This is a genomic window from Scatolibacter rhodanostii (assembly GCF_900197595.1).
Classification (GTDB): Bacteria; Bacillota; Clostridia; order Oscillospirales; family Acutalibacteraceae; genus Scatolibacter; species Scatolibacter rhodanostii.
In genome coordinates this window covers 457,457-476,573 of sequence record NZ_FZLO01000001.1, presented here as the reverse complement: position 1 = coordinate 476,573, position 19,117 = coordinate 457,457, and the positions used below count along the sequence as shown (strand labels likewise).

18 protein-coding genes are annotated in these 19,117 nt (G+C 39.6%); 6 read left to right on the top strand and 12 right to left on the bottom strand.

The window, feature by feature from the left end; genetic code table 11:
• The first annotated feature begins 170 nt into the window (after window positions 1-170).
• Entirely contained in the window at window positions 171-1,208 is a 1,038-nt protein-coding gene (locus CS931_RS02185) for a CAP domain-containing protein (RefSeq protein WP_242964874.1), read from the top strand.
• Window positions 1,209-1,422: 214 nt separating this feature from the next.
• Here CS931_RS02185 and CS931_RS02180 read toward each other — a convergent pair whose 3' ends face one another.
• The 8 genes from CS931_RS02180 to CS931_RS02145 form a co-directional block, all read right to left on the bottom strand.
• A complete protein-coding gene (locus CS931_RS02180; protein ID WP_099204115.1) occupies window positions 1,423-3,078 on the bottom strand; it encodes a DUF2207 domain-containing protein in 1,656 nt (551 codons plus the stop codon).
• A gap of 82 nt (window positions 3,079-3,160) precedes the next feature.
• Window positions 3,161-4,285, bottom strand: a complete 1,125-nt coding sequence (nspC, locus tag CS931_RS02175; protein WP_099204114.1) for a carboxynorspermidine decarboxylase — start codon at window positions 4,283-4,285, stop codon at window positions 3,161-3,163.
• Between the two features lie 4 nt (window positions 4,286-4,289).
• Window positions 4,290-5,549 (bottom strand): saccharopine dehydrogenase family protein, encoded by a 1,260-nt coding sequence (locus CS931_RS02170; RefSeq protein WP_099204113.1) that lies wholly within the window; start codon window positions 5,547-5,549, stop codon window positions 4,290-4,292.
• 12 nt (window positions 5,550-5,561) lie between these two features.
• Window positions 5,562-6,416 carry an agmatinase gene (gene speB, locus CS931_RS02165; RefSeq protein ID WP_099204578.1) on the bottom strand — a complete coding sequence of 285 codons (855 nt, stop codon included), beginning with the start codon at window positions 6,414-6,416 and terminating at the stop codon, window positions 5,562-5,564.
• Window positions 6,406-7,257, bottom strand: coding sequence for a polyamine aminopropyltransferase (gene speE, locus CS931_RS02160; RefSeq protein ID WP_099204112.1), 852 nt, complete (start codon window positions 7,255-7,257; stop codon window positions 6,406-6,408). Before speE ends, speB begins: the two co-directional genes overlap by 11 nt.
• A gap of 1 nt (window position 7,258) precedes the next feature.
• Window positions 7,259-8,713 carry an aminotransferase class I/II-fold pyridoxal phosphate-dependent enzyme gene (locus tag CS931_RS02155; protein WP_099204111.1) on the bottom strand — a complete coding sequence of 485 codons (1,455 nt, stop codon included), beginning with the start codon at window positions 8,711-8,713 and terminating at the stop codon, window positions 7,259-7,261.
• A gap of 14 nt (window positions 8,714-8,727) precedes the next feature.
• Window positions 8,728-9,486, bottom strand: a complete 759-nt coding sequence (gene speD / locus CS931_RS02150) for an adenosylmethionine decarboxylase (RefSeq protein ID WP_099204110.1) — start codon at window positions 9,484-9,486, stop codon at window positions 8,728-8,730.
• A 451-nt stretch (window positions 9,487-9,937) separates the two neighbouring features.
• Entirely contained in the window at window positions 9,938-10,594 is a 657-nt protein-coding gene (locus CS931_RS02145) for an alpha/beta fold hydrolase (protein ID WP_099204109.1), read from the bottom strand.
• Between the two features lie 358 nt (window positions 10,595-10,952).
• Here CS931_RS02145 and CS931_RS02140 point away from each other — a divergent pair, with 358 nt between their 5' ends.
• From CS931_RS02140 to CS931_RS02130, 3 genes are read left to right on the top strand one after another with little or no spacing between them, the layout of a single operon-like run.
• Window positions 10,953-11,978 carry a methionine ABC transporter ATP-binding protein gene (locus CS931_RS02140; RefSeq protein WP_099204108.1) on the top strand — a complete coding sequence of 342 codons (1,026 nt, stop codon included), beginning with the start codon at window positions 10,953-10,955 and terminating at the stop codon, window positions 11,976-11,978.
• Window positions 11,968-12,630 carry a methionine ABC transporter permease gene (locus CS931_RS02135; RefSeq protein WP_099204107.1) on the top strand — a complete coding sequence of 221 codons (663 nt, stop codon included), beginning with the start codon at window positions 11,968-11,970 and terminating at the stop codon, window positions 12,628-12,630. Before CS931_RS02140 ends, CS931_RS02135 begins: the two co-directional genes overlap by 11 nt.
• Before the next feature lie 28 nt (window positions 12,631-12,658).
• Window positions 12,659-13,555, top strand: a complete 897-nt coding sequence (locus CS931_RS02130; RefSeq protein ID WP_099204106.1) for a MetQ/NlpA family ABC transporter substrate-binding protein — start codon at window positions 12,659-12,661, stop codon at window positions 13,553-13,555.
• Between the two features lie 134 nt (window positions 13,556-13,689).
• Here the strand turns inward: CS931_RS02130 and CS931_RS02125 are convergent, their stop codons facing one another.
• The 4 genes from CS931_RS02125 to CS931_RS02110 all read right to left on the bottom strand — a co-directional run bounded on the left by CS931_RS02125 (window position 13,690) and on the right by CS931_RS02110 (window position 17,497).
• Window positions 13,690-14,691, bottom strand: coding sequence for a carbohydrate-binding family 9-like protein (locus CS931_RS02125; protein WP_099204105.1), 1,002 nt, complete (start codon window positions 14,689-14,691; stop codon window positions 13,690-13,692).
• 296 nt (window positions 14,692-14,987) lie between these two features.
• Complete coding sequence (locus CS931_RS02120) at window positions 14,988-16,334, bottom strand: DEAD/DEAH box helicase (RefSeq protein ID WP_099204104.1); 1,347 nt, start codon at window positions 16,332-16,334, stop codon at window positions 14,988-14,990.
• 147 nt (window positions 16,335-16,481) lie between these two features.
• Window positions 16,482-16,694, bottom strand: coding sequence for a cold-shock protein (locus CS931_RS02115; RefSeq protein WP_099204103.1), 213 nt, complete (start codon window positions 16,692-16,694; stop codon window positions 16,482-16,484).
• Window positions 16,695-16,933: 239 nt separating this feature from the next.
• On the bottom strand, window positions 16,934-17,497 hold the full coding sequence (locus CS931_RS02110) for a nitroreductase (protein ID WP_099204102.1): 564 nt from the start codon (window positions 17,495-17,497) through the stop codon (window positions 16,934-16,936).
• 269 nt (window positions 17,498-17,766) lie between these two features.
• Between CS931_RS02110 and thyA the strand changes: the two genes are divergently transcribed.
• Together thyA and CS931_RS02100 are read left to right on the top strand one after the other, a co-directional pair.
• Window positions 17,767-18,597 (top strand): thymidylate synthase, encoded by an 831-nt coding sequence (thyA, locus tag CS931_RS02105; protein ID WP_099204101.1) that lies wholly within the window; start codon window positions 17,767-17,769, stop codon window positions 18,595-18,597.
• 11 nt (window positions 18,598-18,608) lie between these two features.
• Window positions 18,609-19,115, top strand: coding sequence for a dihydrofolate reductase (locus CS931_RS02100; protein WP_099204100.1), 507 nt, complete (start codon window positions 18,609-18,611; stop codon window positions 19,113-19,115).
• Window positions 19,116-19,117: the final 2 nt, after the last annotated feature.

Here is a 19,117-nt window from a genome sequence, read left to right as displayed (position 1 = left end):
CTTTTACTTCACTTTATTCTCTCCCTACACAAGGGTCATCTATTTAACCCCCTTCCACTTTTCTCATTACTTCATCTTGCCTAATCTGAAGATCATTGGAAAGCTTGGAAAAAATTACAGCTTGATAAAAATTACAAAAGTATTACAATGAGTAGCTAGGAGGTGACAATATGAGAAAATCCAATAAAAAGCCACACGTCATATCTGTCATAGTTTTAACACTACTTATCCCCGGCATTATGGTGATTGCATCCGCCTGCAGCTCTTCACCCAATGCTTTACCCGAGGAAAATCAGACTTTATCAAGCACTGAAAACAACCTAAGCAGTGCTTCTAACAGTTCTTCCTCTCCTGTAAAAGATGAAGCTGATACCTCATCTAAAACAGGTGATGTCAGCACAAATCCAACCACAAAGGATAACGCTCAAAACAGCACACTACCTTCTTCTGCTAGTAGCAGTGAATCTAGTATTGCTGCTAATGAAAACAGCACCATTCCAAGTGCAGTAGAAACAAATACTGACACAAAAGAAGAAAGCAGTACAGCTTCTCAAGCTGAAAAACCATCTGCTGATATTAAGGATTGTAACACAGGTGAGCAACTGCAAAATGTACCTGAATGCAATGTAGAAGGAAAAGCTTGTACAAACAACTCTCCGGAATGCACTGAATACCTAAAAAGATTTGGTGTTTGCCTACCAGGCTGTGAAAATACAACTTCTTCTTGCCCAACAAACAGCACACCTACTCCTACACCCGATAATAGCACACCTGCTACGCCAGAACCTGTAGAGAGCAGCACTCCCTCTATTCCAGACAATCAAAATGTAGATAATTTGAGCTTTGAAGAGCAAGTAGTTGTCTTAGTTAATGAACAACGTGCAGCTAACGGACTTTCCCCCTTAACTTTGAATCAAGATGTTTCTAATGTTGCGAGAGCAAAATCTCAGGATATGCACGACAATAACTATTTTGCTCATACCAGCCCTACCTACGGCTCACCATTTGATATGCTGACTTCTTTTGGCATTAGTTATCGTGCTGCCGGAGAAAACATTGCTATGGGCTATTCAACCCCTGAAGCTGTTATGGAAGGCTGGATGAATTCTTCTGGACACCGCGCCAATATTTTGAACGCTTCTTTCACGCAAATTGGTGTAGGATATGTTGCTGACGGCAACTACTGGACACAACAATTCATTGGCTAATTTTATTCAGACCTTTATTTTTTAGATTTGATTCATACCTATTAAATATGAAAAGCTTACTACCTAATGGATAATAGGTAGTAAGCTTTTGTTGTATCACTAGTTAAATCCAAATAACATTTATTACGTTATTTATGTCACGACTATTGCAATAACACAAACAACCCAAAACGTATGCTTTTTCTTCTATAAACGGTTAGATAGGCAAGTTTCATTAGCGACTTCCGCCGCCACCGCCACCAGAGAATCCACCACCAGCTGATATACTGGATGAACCTCCTGTTCCACCCATATCAGGTGCGGCAGAGCTTGAAAAATGATTTATCATATTCATCATATAAATCATTTGATACGGATTGCAACCGTAATATCCTGAGAAAGTATCAAAATAAGCAGGATCTAACGCTTTAAAGGCTTTTAATGTTTTTTCACCTATGCCAAACAAAATTGCAAAAATGAGATAGTCACCCCAAAGCTCTCTAGGTACATTTCTATCTTCAGTGGGATTACGTATTTCTTTTAGATATTTCTGGAAGCCTAGCAATCTAACCGCCTGATCGAATCCAGAAGCTGTAAATAGTAGCTTGCCTTTTTCGTTTTTCACAGCAATATTACGATGAATCAACTCATCCTCGCCCAGCTGACCGACTTCTTCTGTCCACTTTTCAAGCTTTTTATAGAGTTTTTCAGCAAACTTCTCAATGGCAGATGACCAAAGAATTCCATCGGCATTTGCTTTCTTTTTCAATATGGTATAGAGAGACTGTTCTATAGGTTGGATTGGCTCTTTGTGTGCTATAAAAATGATAGCATCTTCTTTTTTTATCTTTCCCGAACCAGAGACTTTTTCGCTTTCTTCCATTTTTATATAGCCTTCTTTTTGCCAGCGAATTAGATAGGCACTCATACTGTTTTGGAGAGAAATGTCCCTGCGCAGCATTTTCATTAAAGCGAAGACAACGGGAATGTTTCCGCCAAACGGAACGATACTATTTGATTCGATTTTCTTTTCAGAAGGAATGCGTACTACCGTTCCGTCTGAAAGCTTATGTCGAGAAGTAAAGAAAGCCATTAATCCTACAAAAATAGAAAAACCGCCCACAAGTGCGCTGATAAGAATAATAGCAGGCAAGTCAGAATTTTCATCTTCTGCTTGATCGTGCAGCTCTTCAAAACTTATATCTGCCCGCATAGCTGTGGGAAATAAGTTCTTATCAAAACGGCAAAGCAAATTTAGAGCCTCCACTTCACCATTAGAAAAGGCAATTAATGTACCATTATTCCCAATTTTAACTTCTCCCTCATAGCCATAACCCCAAATTCTGGCGTTACCCGCTGACAATACCGTATTTTCCATTTGAAGTTGAACACTACCTGATTCTGGTGTACTGGAAAGGTCAGAGATAAACTGGTGATAAAAACCGGCATAATCACCATAATTCTTTACTAAGCCGTCAATAGTATATTGAATGGTATATTGACGATTACCGTAATCTCCGATACCCCAGCATAATTCATATCCCTTTTTTGTTTTTAGAATGCCACTTTTACCCTGCTTTTCTTCTCGAGTAAGCTTGGTGTTCCAGTTTGCCAGGTTTTGATATTCTATTCCAGATTCATCCCACACTCGCAGAGAATGTACCTGCATAGTTTCGGTATTTTCTATTGCTTTATAATATTCTGTTCCATCATAAACATTGTGAATATCCCATATCTCCGTTATGACCGCCGAACCATCACTATTAAGATTGACATCAACCTTAATAGATGGGATACCATCTTCCTCGGCAAAAGCCGGAACTGCACTCATCACAAATAACATGATGAATAGTGTAACAAAAAACGCCTTCTTCATTTTCTTATATTTCATTGATGCTCTTTTGCTCCTCTTTCTCACGCTTGAACTAAATTTAACGGTACTGTGTACTAATTATTATTCTCTGTCTGGAAATTTATGAAAGTCTTGTTTTAAAATCTTCATAGGAAAAGGAGCGGATTAACTGCTGGGTTTTATCTTGTCTGCGATATACAATGCTTGGAAGATTCATCCCATTAAAGGTATTCGTTTTTACCATGGTATATAGCGCCATGTCTTCAAATACAAGTGTATCGCCGATTTTAAGCGGTCCATCAAAAGAGTAATCACCAATTACGTCTCCTGTTAAACAGGTCGGTCCTGCTAGACGAAAGGTGAAAGCCTTCTCGTCTACTTTCCCTGCTTTTTGCAGCGGCGGCAGATAAGGCATTTCCAATACATCTGGCATATGACAAGCCGCTGATGTATCTAAGATTGCAATATCTATGCCGTTATGCACGACATCCAGCACTTTTGTCACCAAAAATCCAGCATTTAAAACCACTGCTTCTCCCGGCTCTAAATAGACTTGCAACTGATAGGTTTTCTGCAAATGCTGAATGATACCGATTAATCTTTCTAAGTTATACCCAGCTTTTGTAATGTGATGTCCACCACCCAAATTGAGCCATTTCATCCCATGAAGATATTTCCCAAACCTTTCTTCAACCGCGGTGACTGTAACTTCGAGTGCATCCGAATCCTGTTCGCAAAGTGTGTGAAAATGCAACCCATCTAGTAAAGGCAGAATACTTTCATCGAATTGCGCAAGTGTTGTCCCCAAGCGTGAACCAAATGCACAAGGGTCATAAATATCATGTCCCTCTTGCGTAGAACACTCCGGATTTAAACGAAGGCCAACCGACTTACCTAGTTCTCTGGCTCTCTGCGCAAATTGCTTAACTTGAGATGGTGAGTTGAACGAAAAGTGGTCTGCGTATTGTAACAATTCTTCAAACTCATCTTCTCGATAGGCCGGTGAAAATACATGGGTTTCTTTGCCAAACTCTTCTGCCCCCAACTTTGCTTCATGCAAGCCACTTGCCGTTGTGCCGTCTAAATACTGCGCCAAAAGTGGGTAAGTGGCATACATTGAAAAAGCTTTTTGCGCTAATAAAATTTTGCATCCTGTCACATCTGACACTGACTTCAAAATCTTTAAGTTTCTTACAAGAAGTTCTTCTTCCACTAAAAAATAAGGTGTACGAAAATCATTTGTCATGGCCTTACTCCACCAAGGTAGGTGCATGGTCCACTTCCCAAGGTAGTCCCCACTCGTTCAGTGCGTCCATATAAGGGTCCGGATCAAACTCTTCAACTGTATAAACACCGGCTTTATCCCATTGTTTAGTCAGCAGCATCATAGCGCCAATCATTGCCGGCACACCGGTAGTATAAGAAATCGCCTGTGAACCAACCTCACGATAGCATTCCTGATGGTCGCAAATATTATAGATGTATTCTGTTTTTTCTTTACCATCTTTCTTACCTGTAAAAATACACCCAATGTTGGTTTTGCCTACTGTTCTGGGTCCTAAAGAAGCTGGATCTGGTAATAAATCTTTCAGAAATTGTATCGGAACAATTTGATTTCCCTCAAAATTAATTGGTTCAGTAGAGAGCATTCCTACATTTTCTAGGCAGTTCATGTGTGTAAGATAGCTTTGACCAAATGTCATAAAAAAGCGAATTCGCTTTACACCCGGAATATTTTCCGCCAACGATTCAATTTCTTCGTGGTGCAATACATACATGTCCTTTTGCCCAACTTGCTTGAAATCGTATTCTCTCTTTATGCTCATAGGTTCAACTTCCACCCATTTTCCGTTTTCCCAATAGGAGCCGGCTGCTGAGACTTCTCGCAAATTAATTTCAGGGTTAAAGTTAGTGGCAAATGGATAGCCATGGTCGCCGCCGTTGCAGTCTAAAATATCAATAGTATCAATGCTGTCAAATAAATGTTTTTGTGCGTAGGCACAATAAGCTTGTGTAACACCAGGATCAAACCCACTGCCAAGCAGTGCCGTTAATCCTGCATCTTCAAACTTCTTTTTATAGGCCCACTGCCAAGAATAATCAAAGTAGGCCGAAAAGCCTTTTACTTTACAGCGTTCTTCATATTGTGCACGCCAATCAGGATCAGTTAAATCTTCCGGCTCATAGTTGGCAGTATCCATATAATTTACTTTGCAGGCCAAACAGGCATCCATAATTGTTAAATCCTGATAAGGCAAAGCAATGTTCATTACTAAGTCTGGTTTAACTTTCTCAATCAATGCCACTAATTCGTCAAAACTATCAGCATTGACCTGTTCTGTTGTAATTTTAGTTGCTGTCTTACCAGCAAGTTTTTCTTTTAAATCATCACATTTTGAAACGGTACGACTAGCAATACAGATTTCTGTAAAAACTTCGCTATTCTGGCAACATTTCTGAATCGCTACTGAAGCAACACCGCCACAACCTATTACTAATACTTTACTCATTTTGTCCTCCTTTTACGCTCTTAGCGCCAATAACATTTCTCGAATAATTTTGCATGCCACAATGGCTGATACACCGCTTTGATCATAATGTGGGCTAAGCTCGTTTACATCACAGCCTACTATATTTGCCTGCTGACAGACAAGCGTGACTGCTTTTCGCAGTTCTTCAAACGAAACCCCACCCGGTTCAGGTGTTCCTGTCCCCGGAAATATAGAAGGGTCAAGTATATCTAAATCTACCGTAAAGTAGATTGGCTTGTCTTTTAATCTTTCCAATGTTTCTTCTAGTGTATCTAAGTTAAATCGATTGGTAGAAACATGCTCTTTTCCCCACAAAAATTCTTCTTTATCACCCGAACGAATACCAAACTGGAAGATTCGATTATCTCCTGTAAACTCCCAGCAGCGACGCAACACACAAGCGTGAGAAAGCTTTACGCCTAAATAATCTTCTCGCAAATCCGCATGAGCATCAAAATGAACAATATGAACTTCAGGATATTGTTCGTGTATGGCACGAAACGCTCCTAACGTTACCAAGTGCTCTCCGCCAATCATAAAAGGCCGTTTGCCGTCTGCAAGAATTTGTGCTGTGCGGTCTTCGATTTGTTTTAATACTTTTTGTGTGTCACCGATACAAAGCTCAATATCGCCGCTATCCATCACCGCTATATCTTCCAAATCTAAATCTTGATAGGGGCTGTATGTTTCTATTCCATAAGATTGGGCACGAATGGTACTTGGACCAAAACGTGTGCCGGGTCGATAGGACGTGGTAGAGTCAAAAGGTGTTCCAAACAAGACTGTTGTTGCTTCGTCATACTCCTTATCACACGCCATGAATGTTTCGATATTCTTATTCAACATCTTTGAGCATCTCCTCTACATAGGCAGGAATATAAAATGCACCTTTGTGCAAGGTTGTGGTGTAATAGCGGCAGGAAAGCCCTCTGCCTTGCCACCTTGTTTCATCTAAATCTTTCAGCGGATGATATTTTTTTGAGGCGAATCCAAACAGCCAATGACCAGACGGATAGGTGGGAATATGTGCTTGATAAACACGACTGATAGGAAACGACTGCACAATGTTCTTATGGGCACGCTGACAAGCTGCTGCATCTTCATCATAAAAAGGGCTCTCGTGCTGATTAATCAAAATGCCGTCGTCTTTCAATGCTTTATAGCAGTTTCCGTAAAACTCCTTGGTAAAAAGTCCCTCTCCGGGACCAAAAGGGTCGGTGGAATCTACAATAATCAAGTCATATTGGTTTTCGCAAGAGCGCACAAAACGCAGACCATCAGCATAGTGAATGGTAAGTCTAGGGTCATCTAAGCTGCATGATGTCAGAGGAAGATATTCCTTGCAAACAGCGACAACTTGAGGGTCAATTTCAACCATGTCGATTTTCTCGATTTCAGGGTATTGCACCAATTCTCGAATCACACCGCCGTCACCTGCACCAATCACCAATACTTTCTTGACATGAGGATGAACCGCCATTGGTACATGAGTAATCATTTCATGATAGATAAATTCATCTTTTTCCGTCAACATCATAAAACCGTCTAAAGTTAAAAATCGGCCAAAATCAGGGGATTCAAATACGTCGATTCGCTGAAATTCACTTTGCCCACTATAAATCTGTTTGTCAACACGGATAGAAAACTTTACATTCTTTGTATGATTTTCTGAGAACCAAAATTCCATTCTAGGCTTCTCCTTTCAAAACGTTTAATTTTTCAATGTTTGCATCTTCAGGGCCTGTTAAGCTACATCCCTTTCTTTTTGCATAGTCAATATACTCAAGTATTTTAGTCGTAATTCGCTCTCCCGGCGTTAGAACCGGAATGCCCGGTGGATAACACATCACAAATTCGGCGCATACATATCCATTCGTTTGCTCAATTGGGAGCAGTTCTTTCTCGGCATAAAAAGCTTTCTGCGGAGATGTGACGACTTCGGGTTCTATATATTCTTGGCGCATCATGCTGGCCTTCTGTTGCCCAAAACGGCGTTTGATTTCTGCCAGTGCACTGACAAGTCTCTCAATATCACGCAAACGGTCTCCAATGGAAAGATAGGCTAATATATTCCCCAAATCACCGAACTCGATTTGGATGTCATATTCATCACGGAGTAAGTCATAGACCTCAATGCCTGCCAAACCGATTTCCAATGTATTGACAGATAACTTTGTCACGTCTACATCATAAATACTGTCGCCATTTATCAATTCTTGGGAAAAAGCGTAATAACCGCCTATTGCATTGATTTCTTCACGAGCATAATCTGCCATCTTTATCACTTCTGCAAAAGCTTCTTTTCCACGTAATGCCAGATTCCGTCTAGAAATATCCAAGCTAGAAAGCAGAAGATAGGAAGCGCTAGTGGTTTGTGTCAAATTGATGAACTGCCTAACGTATCCTTCAGATACAGCTGAACCAATCAACATAATGGAGCTTTGTGTTAAACTGCCGCCTGATTTATGCATAGACACTGCAGCCATATCAGCTCCCGCTGCCATAGCAGAAACAGGCAATCCCTCTGCAAAATAAAAGTGTGTTCCATGAGCCTCATCAGCCAGACATAACATTCCGTTGTCATGGGCAAGCTTAACAATCGCACGCAAATCAGAGCAAATTCCATAATAAGTAGGATTATTGACTAAAACCGCTTTAGCTTCGGGATGCATTTGAATCGCTTGCTCGACATCTTTAACACGCATTCCTAGAGGAATTCCCAAGCGCTCATCACAGGCAGGATCAACATAAACAGGAATGGCACCGCATAAAACCAGTGCTCCCATGACACTACGATGTACGTTACGGGGTAAAATAATCTTTTCTCCTTGCTTGACAGAAGAAAGTACCATCGCTTGCACAGCAGATGTCGTGCCTCCAACCATCAGAAAAGCGTGTGCCGCACCAAATGCTTCGGCTGCAAGCTCTTCTGCTTCACGAATAACCGACACAGGATGGCAAAGATTGTCTAGTGGTTTCATTGAATTGACGTCCATCTGCACGCAGTTTTCGCCCAAAAGCATTGCCAGCTCGGGATTCCCTCTGCCGCGCTTATGTCCCGGTACATCAAAGGGGACGACTCTTTTCTTTCCGAATGCCTGTAACGCTTCATAAATAGGCGCACGTTCTTGTGATAACGACATGAACTTCTCCCCTTTTAATAGATATTTCTTCCGCTGAAAATTTCTATCATTTCTTTGCGCAAGTTACTCATAATTTCTAACCTTGATTGCGGCGGAAGTTCATAGACATCCGTTTTAAATAAGTAATTTCGCAGTTCAATTTCTTTTAGCATCATTTTAGTATGGAACAAATTGGCACCATATACATTGATATCAACCGCATCATACTTTTGTAAAGTTTCTGCGGCAATGTACTCCTGAATGGATGCTACTTCATGATCCATAAACAATTTTTTGCCGTTTACGTCTCGGGTAAACCCTCTCACGCGGTAATCCATCGTGATAATATCGGAGTCGAACGAGCCGATTAGATAGTCTAACGTAGAAAGTGGTGTGATTTCTCCGCAGGTTGCCACATCAATATCTACACGAAAAGTTGCTAAACAGGTTTCAGGGTGATATTCCGGATAAGTGTGAACGGTCACATGACTCTTGTCTAAATGTCCAACTTGTGTTTCGCCGGCAGGGCGCATAGAACCCTCAGCAATTAAAAGCGTAACCGAGGCTCCTTGGGGGTCATAATCCTGTCTGGCAATATTGAGGACAGTGGCTCCAATCATATCTGTCAGCGTAGTCAGAATATTCGTCAATCTTTCTGAATTATATTGTTCATCAATATAATCGATATAGTCTTGCAACTCTCTGGCCGTTTTGGCATAACAAACATCATATATATTGAAACTCAGTGATTTTGTTAGATTATTAAACCCATATAGCTTTAATTTTTCCCCCATACAACAAATCTCCTCATATTCTGAAAATAAAAAAACGAGCGTTGCGCAAAAGCACATCGCTCGTAAAAGGTTTCAGAATACTCATTTTGTAGTTGTCATCCTGTCAACTTCCCAAATTTCAGAAGTAGATAGAGTTATAGAGAAATGAGTTTTGATGAGAGTCTATATAGCAAATACTTACTTTTACCACTCTTATTGACCGTTTTACAAGTTATGCACGCAAATGCACATCGGTTATAAAGTAACCAACTTATAAAATTGAGCTTTTAACTCAATCAATAATGGCAGCAATATGCCGCCAATCGGCAGTTGACCCGGCTGTCCGTATGGCCTCGACCCTGTAAAGGGTGGTCAGATAAAATATTTGCATGAGATACTCTGCGAACTCATATCACATGACACAACGTATTATAGCGAAATCTAAAATAACTGTCAAGCTATTTTAAAAATTTCATTTCAGGAAAGCAAGCAAGTCTGGATATAATATATCCTTTTCTTCAAGATAAGTCTCATGCTCATGACCCTTCATAATTAAAAGCTCTCCGTTTGGAAGTGCATGAGCAAGTTTCTCAAACATAACCGGTTTAAAAACATCGTGCTCACCAGCCACCACTAGGGTGGGAATATCCACATTTTTCACTTCTTCAAGTTCAATGTTTGGTTGCTCAAGCATGAGTTTTAGGAGCGGTTCTTTTGATTTTTCGTACATTTCCCGCAATTCTTGATAGATTTCTTCTATAAAATCAGTTGGTTTCAAATTCACACCCAACAGTGCCATTTTGTGGATTAGACCCGGATGCTTTATTGCCAATAGCAACGCTAGAATAGCTCCATCACTAAAGCCGACAACCGCTATATTTTTTAGTTGCAAGCTTTCAATCATGGCCGCGATATCTTCTGCCATAGTTTCATAGCCATATTCTTCTGTTTTACTGCTTTCTCCATGATTTCGACTGTCTACGGCATAAACAGTAAATTCATTCTGCAGTTTTAAGGCAAGTGTGTCAAATATATGATGGTCGCCCCCATTGCCATGTAAAAGAAGTATTGGCGTCCCTTGACCGGATTTTTCATATGCCAGTTGAATACTATTTACTTCTATTTTCATTACGATTTCTCCTATTATTGCAAAGATTATTCTTACATTTTATCCGAAAAACGAAGCTTTGTCCAGTTCACTTTTCTTTTTGTAGAAATAAATCCTTGAATTGAACAGCAAAATTGAAAAAAATTGTGTAAACTAGCCATTCATAAAACCAATAGTTATCAATACATAAAACCTATATGATTTATATGAAAATAAGATTGACAAACAAGTCACCCAGAACTATAATAAATATCAATCTATTCATAGATTAACGAGATAAATTTCTTTTCAATTTACTCTTTCCTTGTCTAAAACTGACTTTACTAACCCTCACATTTAGTATATACTAAATAGGTTATGTAAAAAAGGAGGGAATTTTGTGACTTCACAACCCATTATCGAAATTAAAGAACTTGAGAAGACCTTTCAGACAAAAAATGGTTCTGTAAGTGCCTTGAAAAATATTAATTTGCAAATTCAGCAAGGAGATATTTTTGGAATAATCGGCATGAGTGGAGCCGGAAAAAGCACCTTGGTACGGTGTATGAATCTTTTAGAGCGCCCTACTTCGGGACAGGTCTTTCTTGAAGGACAGGACATTGCACGGTTGAACAATAAGCAACTGCAAAAAGTTCGCCGATCTATGGGGATGATTTTTCAACAATTTAACCTTTTAATGCAGCGTACGGCTGAAAGTAATATTTGTTTTCCTCTTGAAATTAGTGGTATAAGCAAAAAAGCCGCCAAAGAACGGGCAAAAGAGCTATTGGAACTCGTTGGCCTTTCAGATCGGGCAAAATCTTATCCCAGTCAACTATCTGGTGGGCAAAAACAGAGAATTGCCATTGCAAGGGCACTAGCTTCTAACCCCAAAGTCTTGCTTTGTGACGAAGCCACCAGTGCTTTAGATCCTACCACAACCGCTTCAATCCTTGCTCTATTAAAAGATATCAATCAACGTCTTGGCATTACCGTCGTCATTATTACCCATGAGATGAGTGTTATCGAGCAAATTTGCAATCGGGTTGCTATTATTGACCAAAGCCAAATTGCAGAGGTCGGTTTTGTAGAGGACATCTTCTCCCGTCCGCAAACACTAGCTGCTCAAAAATTGGTTTTCCCTGAAGGACATCAGCGTGAGGTGTTTTCTTCTCACGGCGACTTTAGCTATTATCGAATTGTCTTTGATGGAAATTCATCTTTTGAACCCGTGGTTGCCAATATGGTTTTGGAGTTCAAAACACCGGTTAACATTATGTTTGCCGACACAAAAAACATTGACGGCAAGGCTTTTGGACAAATCGTCATTCAAGTTCCTCAAAGCAAAACTTTGCAAGAAAACATGCTACGGTATCTTCGTTCACGAGAGTTAACTGTTGAGGAGGTGACTGACTATGTGGGATAATCCAATGACTAAAGTCTTGCTTATTGGAATCTGGGAAAGCTTCTACATGACCATCTTATCTACCATATTTGCCTATATTTTTGGTACACCCTTAGGGATTATCTTAGTGATGAGCGGTAAAGACGGCATTCGTCCACAGCCTGTTCTTTTCAAAATCTTGGATATCATCGTCAACATTACTCGCTCTATTCCCTTTTTAATTTTGATGATTTCGGTTACGCCGCTCACTCGTCTTATTATGGGCACACAGCTAGGTTCAAAAGCTACGATTGTTCCATTAGTTTTAGCAGCCACACCTTTTGTTGCTCGCATGGTTGAATCCTCTTTGTTAGAAATTGACCGAGGTATTATTGAAGCCGCACATTCTATGGGGGCTTCGAACTTTGAGATTATTTTCAAAGTCATGCTGCCAGAAGCTGTCCCTTCCCTGATTAACGGAGCGACCATAGCTGTCACGACTATCTTAGGCTATTCGGCTTCTGCTGGTGTCATGGGTGGCGGCGGACTTGGTACTATCGCTATTAATTATGGCTACAATCGTAACCAAGGAGATATCATGCTAATTACTATTATCCTGCTAATTATTCTTGTTCAGATTTTCCAAGAAATCGGTATGCGCATAGCAGGTGTTAGTGACAAGCGTAAATCTTAAATATATATTACATTCATGGAGGTTAATTATGAAAAAACTATTTTCCACTCTCTTAGTCGCCGTTCTTGCTGCCGGTATTTTGGCTGGCTGCTCAAGCGACAACAAGGCAGACAAATCCAGTTCCACAGCTGAGAGCAAAGCTACTTCTTCTACCGCTGCCAACACTGACAGCTCTGCTTCTGAAAATGCAACAGAACTCAAAAAACTTAAAATTGGTGCTTCTGTTACCCCACATGCCGAAATTTTAGCCAAAGCCAATGAGTTGCTAAAAGAAAAAGGCTATGAGCTTGAAATCGTCGAATTCACCGACTATATTCAGCCAAACCTTGCTCTCGAAAGCAAAGACTTGGATGCTAACTATTTCCAACACATCACCTATCTAAACAACTTTAATGAAGAGCATGGCACGCACCTTGCTTCTGCCGCTGAAATTCATTATGAACCATTCGGCCTTTTTGCCGGCAAAACCTCATCTTTAGATGATTTGCAAGATGGTGCTACCATTGCGGTTCCTAATGACACAACCAATGAAGCTCGTGCTCTTCTTCTTCTGCAAGATTTAGGTTTGATTAAGTTGAAGGAAGACGCCGGCATTACCGCAACACAAATTGATATTGTCGAGAATCCTAAGAACTTGGTTATTCAAGAAGTAGAGGCTGTTCAAACTGCTCGTACTTTGCAAGATGTTGACATGGCCGTTATTAACGGCAACTACGCCCTTTCTAACAACCTGAAAATTGAAGATGCTATCGCCACAGAATCCAGTGATTCTCTTGCGGCCACTGCTTATGTGAACGTAATTGCCGTGCGTGAAGGTGATGAAAATCGCGAGGACATCAAAGCATTAGTTGACGTTCTCAAGAGTGATGAAATCAGCCAGTTCATCGCAGACACTTATAAAGGTGCTGTTGTTGCTACTAAATAACAACTATATCTAACTATAGAAAAGCTAGGTGCAAAATAATGTGCACCTAGCTTTTTTGTTTTTATACTGTTAGTAATCAACTTTAAAATGTTACAGCGTGATAATGAATCCTTATATAGGTTAGTTTTGTCATTTTATCTTTTATAAAGCAATTCACTGTTGGAATGCAACACCCAAAATCCCCCTTTTGAAGCTGGAGAAATAATTTCGAAACTGTTTTTTGTTGTATAAATTTCCGCTGAAATAGAATTTTTGACTAATTCACGGTTAAAAAATCCATGTTCATCATAGCAAGCATGGAGTTGATAATAAATCTTTCTCATTTCCCACTTGAGGTTTTCATCTTGAGGTAAATCAGGGCAACTCTCTTCTCTGTCGCAAAAGAATACATATCCCCAAAGCTCGGGATAATGCATATTCACAAGACCCATAGGAGACCAAACCCAGTTATCTTCAGGCAAAGGTTTTCCGTTTTCATCCATTCTTTTTTGATATTTTCCGTCAACAACATCAACTGCCCAGTGCACTCTAGAAAAATTAAATCTCCAGAAATCACCTACTTTTGGTCGCTTTTGCTCTTTTCCATTACACTCTATAATAGAGGTAAGTGGAATCACTACTTCAACTGACCACTTCTTGTTTTCAGCGTTGGGGTTATTCACATCCCCCACAACTTTAACTGCGGACTTTAAACCTTTCATATCAAAGCTATTGATAGGCAAACCACCATCACGATAAGAACGTGTCAAGAGCAAATCCCATGTTGTATTCAATGCGTTTACTTCAAATTCACAGTAGTTATGTGTGTCATTATCAGGGTCGATAAAAATTTCAAAATCATTATCCATAAAGATAACATCATCATGCTTAGTTACAGTTGCCCAAATCTCGTCACCCAAAAGCTCTGCGCCGAAATAAAGTGCATCGTCATCCCAAAGTATTTTTGCTCTGGTCTGAAAACGCGGTTTAGGGCCAATGCTCCCTCTAATATCTACAAATTCATTTGTAAACGGGGCATTTGCCCAAAAACTCTTATCTAAATTTCCGTCTAGAATATGCTTTTCCTTTACACGATAGCAAGGATAGCGTTCTGGCAAAAATTCTTCCACTTGCGGAATGGGAATGCGGTAATTCATAGAATGCTCCTTATTTAACTTGTTTATTGATATATCATATCACACTTTTTCACTTTTTTCTTTAAAAAAGCTTATTAACTATATTTTTATTTTACAATGCTTGACACAGCTCTCGTTCTCAAAGGTTACCCTTCTTTATCCTCCGTCTTATGCTAGGTATCAATTTAGTAGCACAAAATGAACATATTCTGTTTTTGCTAAGTTACAATCCATATTACTCAAAAAAATAAAACCAACTATCTAGTTGATTAGATGGCTGGTTTTTCATTATAATTTTATATGCTATGGCAATAATGTTACGCTACTTCGTGCTGGCGTTTTCGGTTCTTCCAGTAAGGAGTTTTCTTTTTCTCGCCATAATTTTTTCTTTTTGCGGGCTTATCTGTTTTAGCCGCTGATGCTGATTTTTCTTGTCCAGCCGGTCTGCTTTGCTTTCCTGTCTTGTTACGTGCGGCAAATGGTTTTGCACCATTAGTATTATTCCGTCTTGCTGCCGGTCTTTTGTGAGCTGCGGCTGGAGCAGTTGCTACAACACCCTCAACATGACGCTGGTTAATGATAGCCTTGGTTTCACGCATAATCATTTGCAATTGTCTGCGTTCTTTGATATACAAAAGTGTATAGGCAGTTCCTGAATGATTTGCTCTGCCGGTTCTACCAATGCGATGCACATAATCGTCACTAGTTGCAGGAATATCAAAGTTGATAACTGCGCCCATATCGTTGACATCAATGCCTCTCGCCGCTACATCTGTTGCAATCAGTACACGAGTCATACCTTGACGAAAACGTCGCATAACACGGTCACGCTGTGTTTGCTTTAACCCACCGTGAAGAGCTTCTGCATGAAGTCCAGAATCCACCAATGTTTCAGAAAGTTTATCCGCCATTGATTTTGTTCCTACAAAAACCAATACCTGATTTTCACTTTGTTCTTTTAAGAAAGTCTCTAAAACAGGCACTTTGCCGCCAATGGGTACTTCTGTATAGAACTGCTTGATCAAATCCACTTTGCGGAAATCAGGTTTAATTTTGATAACTTGTGCCTCGGTTTGATAGGACTCTGCAATTTGGCAAATTTCAGTTGACAGCGTTGCAGAAAACAGCACCGTTTGTCTTTGAGATGGTACTTGGTCTAGAATAGCCTTCATATCATCACGAAATCCCATATCTAACATACGGTCTGCTTCATCTAAAACGACAACCTCAGTCTGGTCTAGCTTTACGGTACGACGCTGAATATGATCAATTAAACGTCCTGGTGTTGCCACAATAATTTGAGGTTGTTTGCGCAAAGCGGAAATCTGTTTTCCGATTTGTTCGCCGCCGTATAGTGTGATGATTCTCACATTGTGTTTATACGTCGAGAGGTTATGCAATACCGTAGTGGTCTGCAAAGCAAGTTCGCGAGTAGGGCATAAAATAACAGCCTGCACATTTCTGTTTTTTGGGTTAATTGCCTCTATAACAGGAATGCCAAAAGCCGCTGTTTTTCCGCTGCCTGTCGGTGATTGAACCAATAAATCGTGCTTCTCAAGCATAGGCAAAATCGTTTCTGCCTGCACGGGTGTAGGTTCTGCAAATTTCATTTTTTCTAAACTACGCAGCATTTCTGCCGATAAATCATATTGATTAAAATCCAAAGTTCTTTCAATCTCCTATTCTACTATATCTCTCTATTAAGGATGTTCTCTCCAGAGCATAAAAATACTATTTTATTCTCAAGATAGCCTAAAAGTTCACAAAACAAAAATCCGCAGAGCCTTATTAGCCCTGCGGATTTAGGATAATTATGCTCGATTAACGTTTATAGCACGAAGTTTTCTGCTATCCTTAGGGTCTTGCTCTGTGTCGAAAGTAACTTTTTGACCTTCGTCTAAAGTTTTAAATCCTTCGCTAACGATTGCTGAGAAATGTACAAAAACATCTCCGCTGTTATCGTCGTTAGAAATAAAGCCGAAACCTTTGTCTGCATTAAACCATTTTACTGTACCAGTATTCATTATTGGTACCTCCTAAATTATGTTGTAATGCCTAAACACACAAAAAAACACATGTTTTTGTAAATCATAAAAACGAGTTAATGACTTACAAAAACATGTGAGACACAAGCGCATTTAAGAATATACCAATATAATACTCTTTTCTTTTCACTTTGTCAACCTATAAAATAAAATTATTTAATTTATTAAAGAAGAAGCAATTGTCGTTTTGTTGAAATCACTTCTTCTTCGTTTTATCCTTATTCTAAAACTACAATCTTTTCTATATCTGGCTCATGGGGTTGTTTGGACGTATTGGCATATCCCAGCAGAACAGAACAGCCTAGCACATATCCTTCTGGAAATTTCAAGCGCGCAGCCCATTCTTTTGCTCGTTCTTCTTTCGCAAATGCTGTTCTCAAAAGTCCGCAAATCACACTGCCCACGCCCAGAGATTCTGCTGCCAAAACAATATTCTGGCAAACAATTCCGCAGTCTAGCATTGCACTTGCATATTCTGCCGAATCAATTGGCACAACAATCATGCTAGGTGCACCATAAAATAATTTGCCGCCTCGCTCCATAATTCGATTATAGGCAGACTTATCTTCCATATCAGAAAGCGTTTTGAGCCCTTCTTGTTCTATCTCTTGCATTAATTCTTGATCCTTAACTACCACAATCCGCCAAGGTTGACGATTCATAGCGCTGGGAGCTTGCACAGCCGCTTTGGCAATCGCTTGCAATACTTCCTCAGAGAGCATTTCTGGTTTAAAATCTCGGCAAGAATAACGGTTTTCAATTGCTTTTAATGTTTCGTTCACAGTACACGCTCCTTATTTCAGCTTTATATAAAGCTATTTTAATACATTAACGATGACTTGTATAGTGATTTCTCTATTTCTTCAAATTTAAATGCTTTTCTAAAATTTCTATCACATCCATTGTCGTTTTTAAGATTTATCTCTAGGGTTGTCTTTTTAGCAGAGCTAATATATAATTACATATAGAATAGCTTTTATAGAAACACTTACCGCTATTACTTACTTATTCATGTGATAATATAAAATTATTTTAGATTTGAGGAATGATAATGAGTTATTTTGATGTTCAGTTTGCTGAAAATTGCAAACAAATTTTGTCTTCTGGCGCATGGGACACCAACCAAGAAGTTCGTCCGAAATGGCTTGACGGTGAATCGGCTCACACCATAAAATCTTTTGCCGTAATTAATCGTTATGATTTGCAAAAAGAATTTCCAACTTCTACTCTGCGAAAAGTTAATTTTCGAGCTGCTATTGATGAAATGCTTTGGATTTGGCAAAAAAAATCAAACAAAATTGCTGACTTAAATAGCCATATTTGGGATTCTTGGGCTGGTGAAGACGGCACAATTGGAAAAGCATATGGCTATCAACTTTCTGTCAAACACAAATATAAAGAAGGTATGTTTGATCAAGTAGATCGACTGCTATATGATTTGAAGAATAATCCAGCCTCTCGCAGAATGATGACCAATATTTATGTGCACCAAGATTTGTCTGAAATGAACCTCTACCCCTGTGCTTATAGCTTAACCTTAAACGTCAGCGGCAACCGACTTTGTGCCATATTGAATCAACGCTCTCAAGATATGCTGGTTGCAAACGCTTGGAACGTTACACAATACGCTGTGCTGGTTCATATGTTGGCACAGGTAAGCGGTCTAATCCCCGGAGAATTTGTCCATGTAATTGCCGATGCTCATATTTATGATCGTCATATCCCGATTGTTGAGAAACTGCTCACTTTACCTCCTCTGCCCGCGGCCACATTCCGCATGAATCCAGATGTTAAAGATTTTTACGCTTTCACTGTGGATGACTTCCAACTTGAAAACTATGAATATCATCCTTTTAAAGAAAAAATCCCTGTCGCTATATAAGGAGAGTTTTTATGAACTGTATTTTATCTGTCAGTGAAAATTGGGGAATTGGCAAAGACAACAAATTGCTGTTTCATCTTCCCTCTGATATGGCTTTTTTTAAAGCAAAAACGATGGGAAATGTCGTTGTTATGGGACATAGTACCTTAAAATCCTTACCCGGTTCTAAACCTTTACCAAATCGAATGAATATTGTTCTTTCTCGTCATTTGGATTCTGCCCCCGAAGGCACTCTCCTTTACCATAGTATGGAAGAACTTTTGCCCGATCTTGCTACCGGCTATGATTCTGACTCGGTTTATATCATCGGCGGAGAATCCATCTACAAACAGTTTTTGCCTTATTGCCACCAAGCCTTTATCACCAAAGTACAAAAAGATGTTCCAGCAGACCGCTTTTTTCCTAATTTAGATAACGATCCAAACTGGGTTTTAGCCGACAGCACAGAGCCAATAACAGAAAAAGAGATCACATTTACCATCTGTACTTACGAAAACAAAAACCCTTTATCGATTTAAAT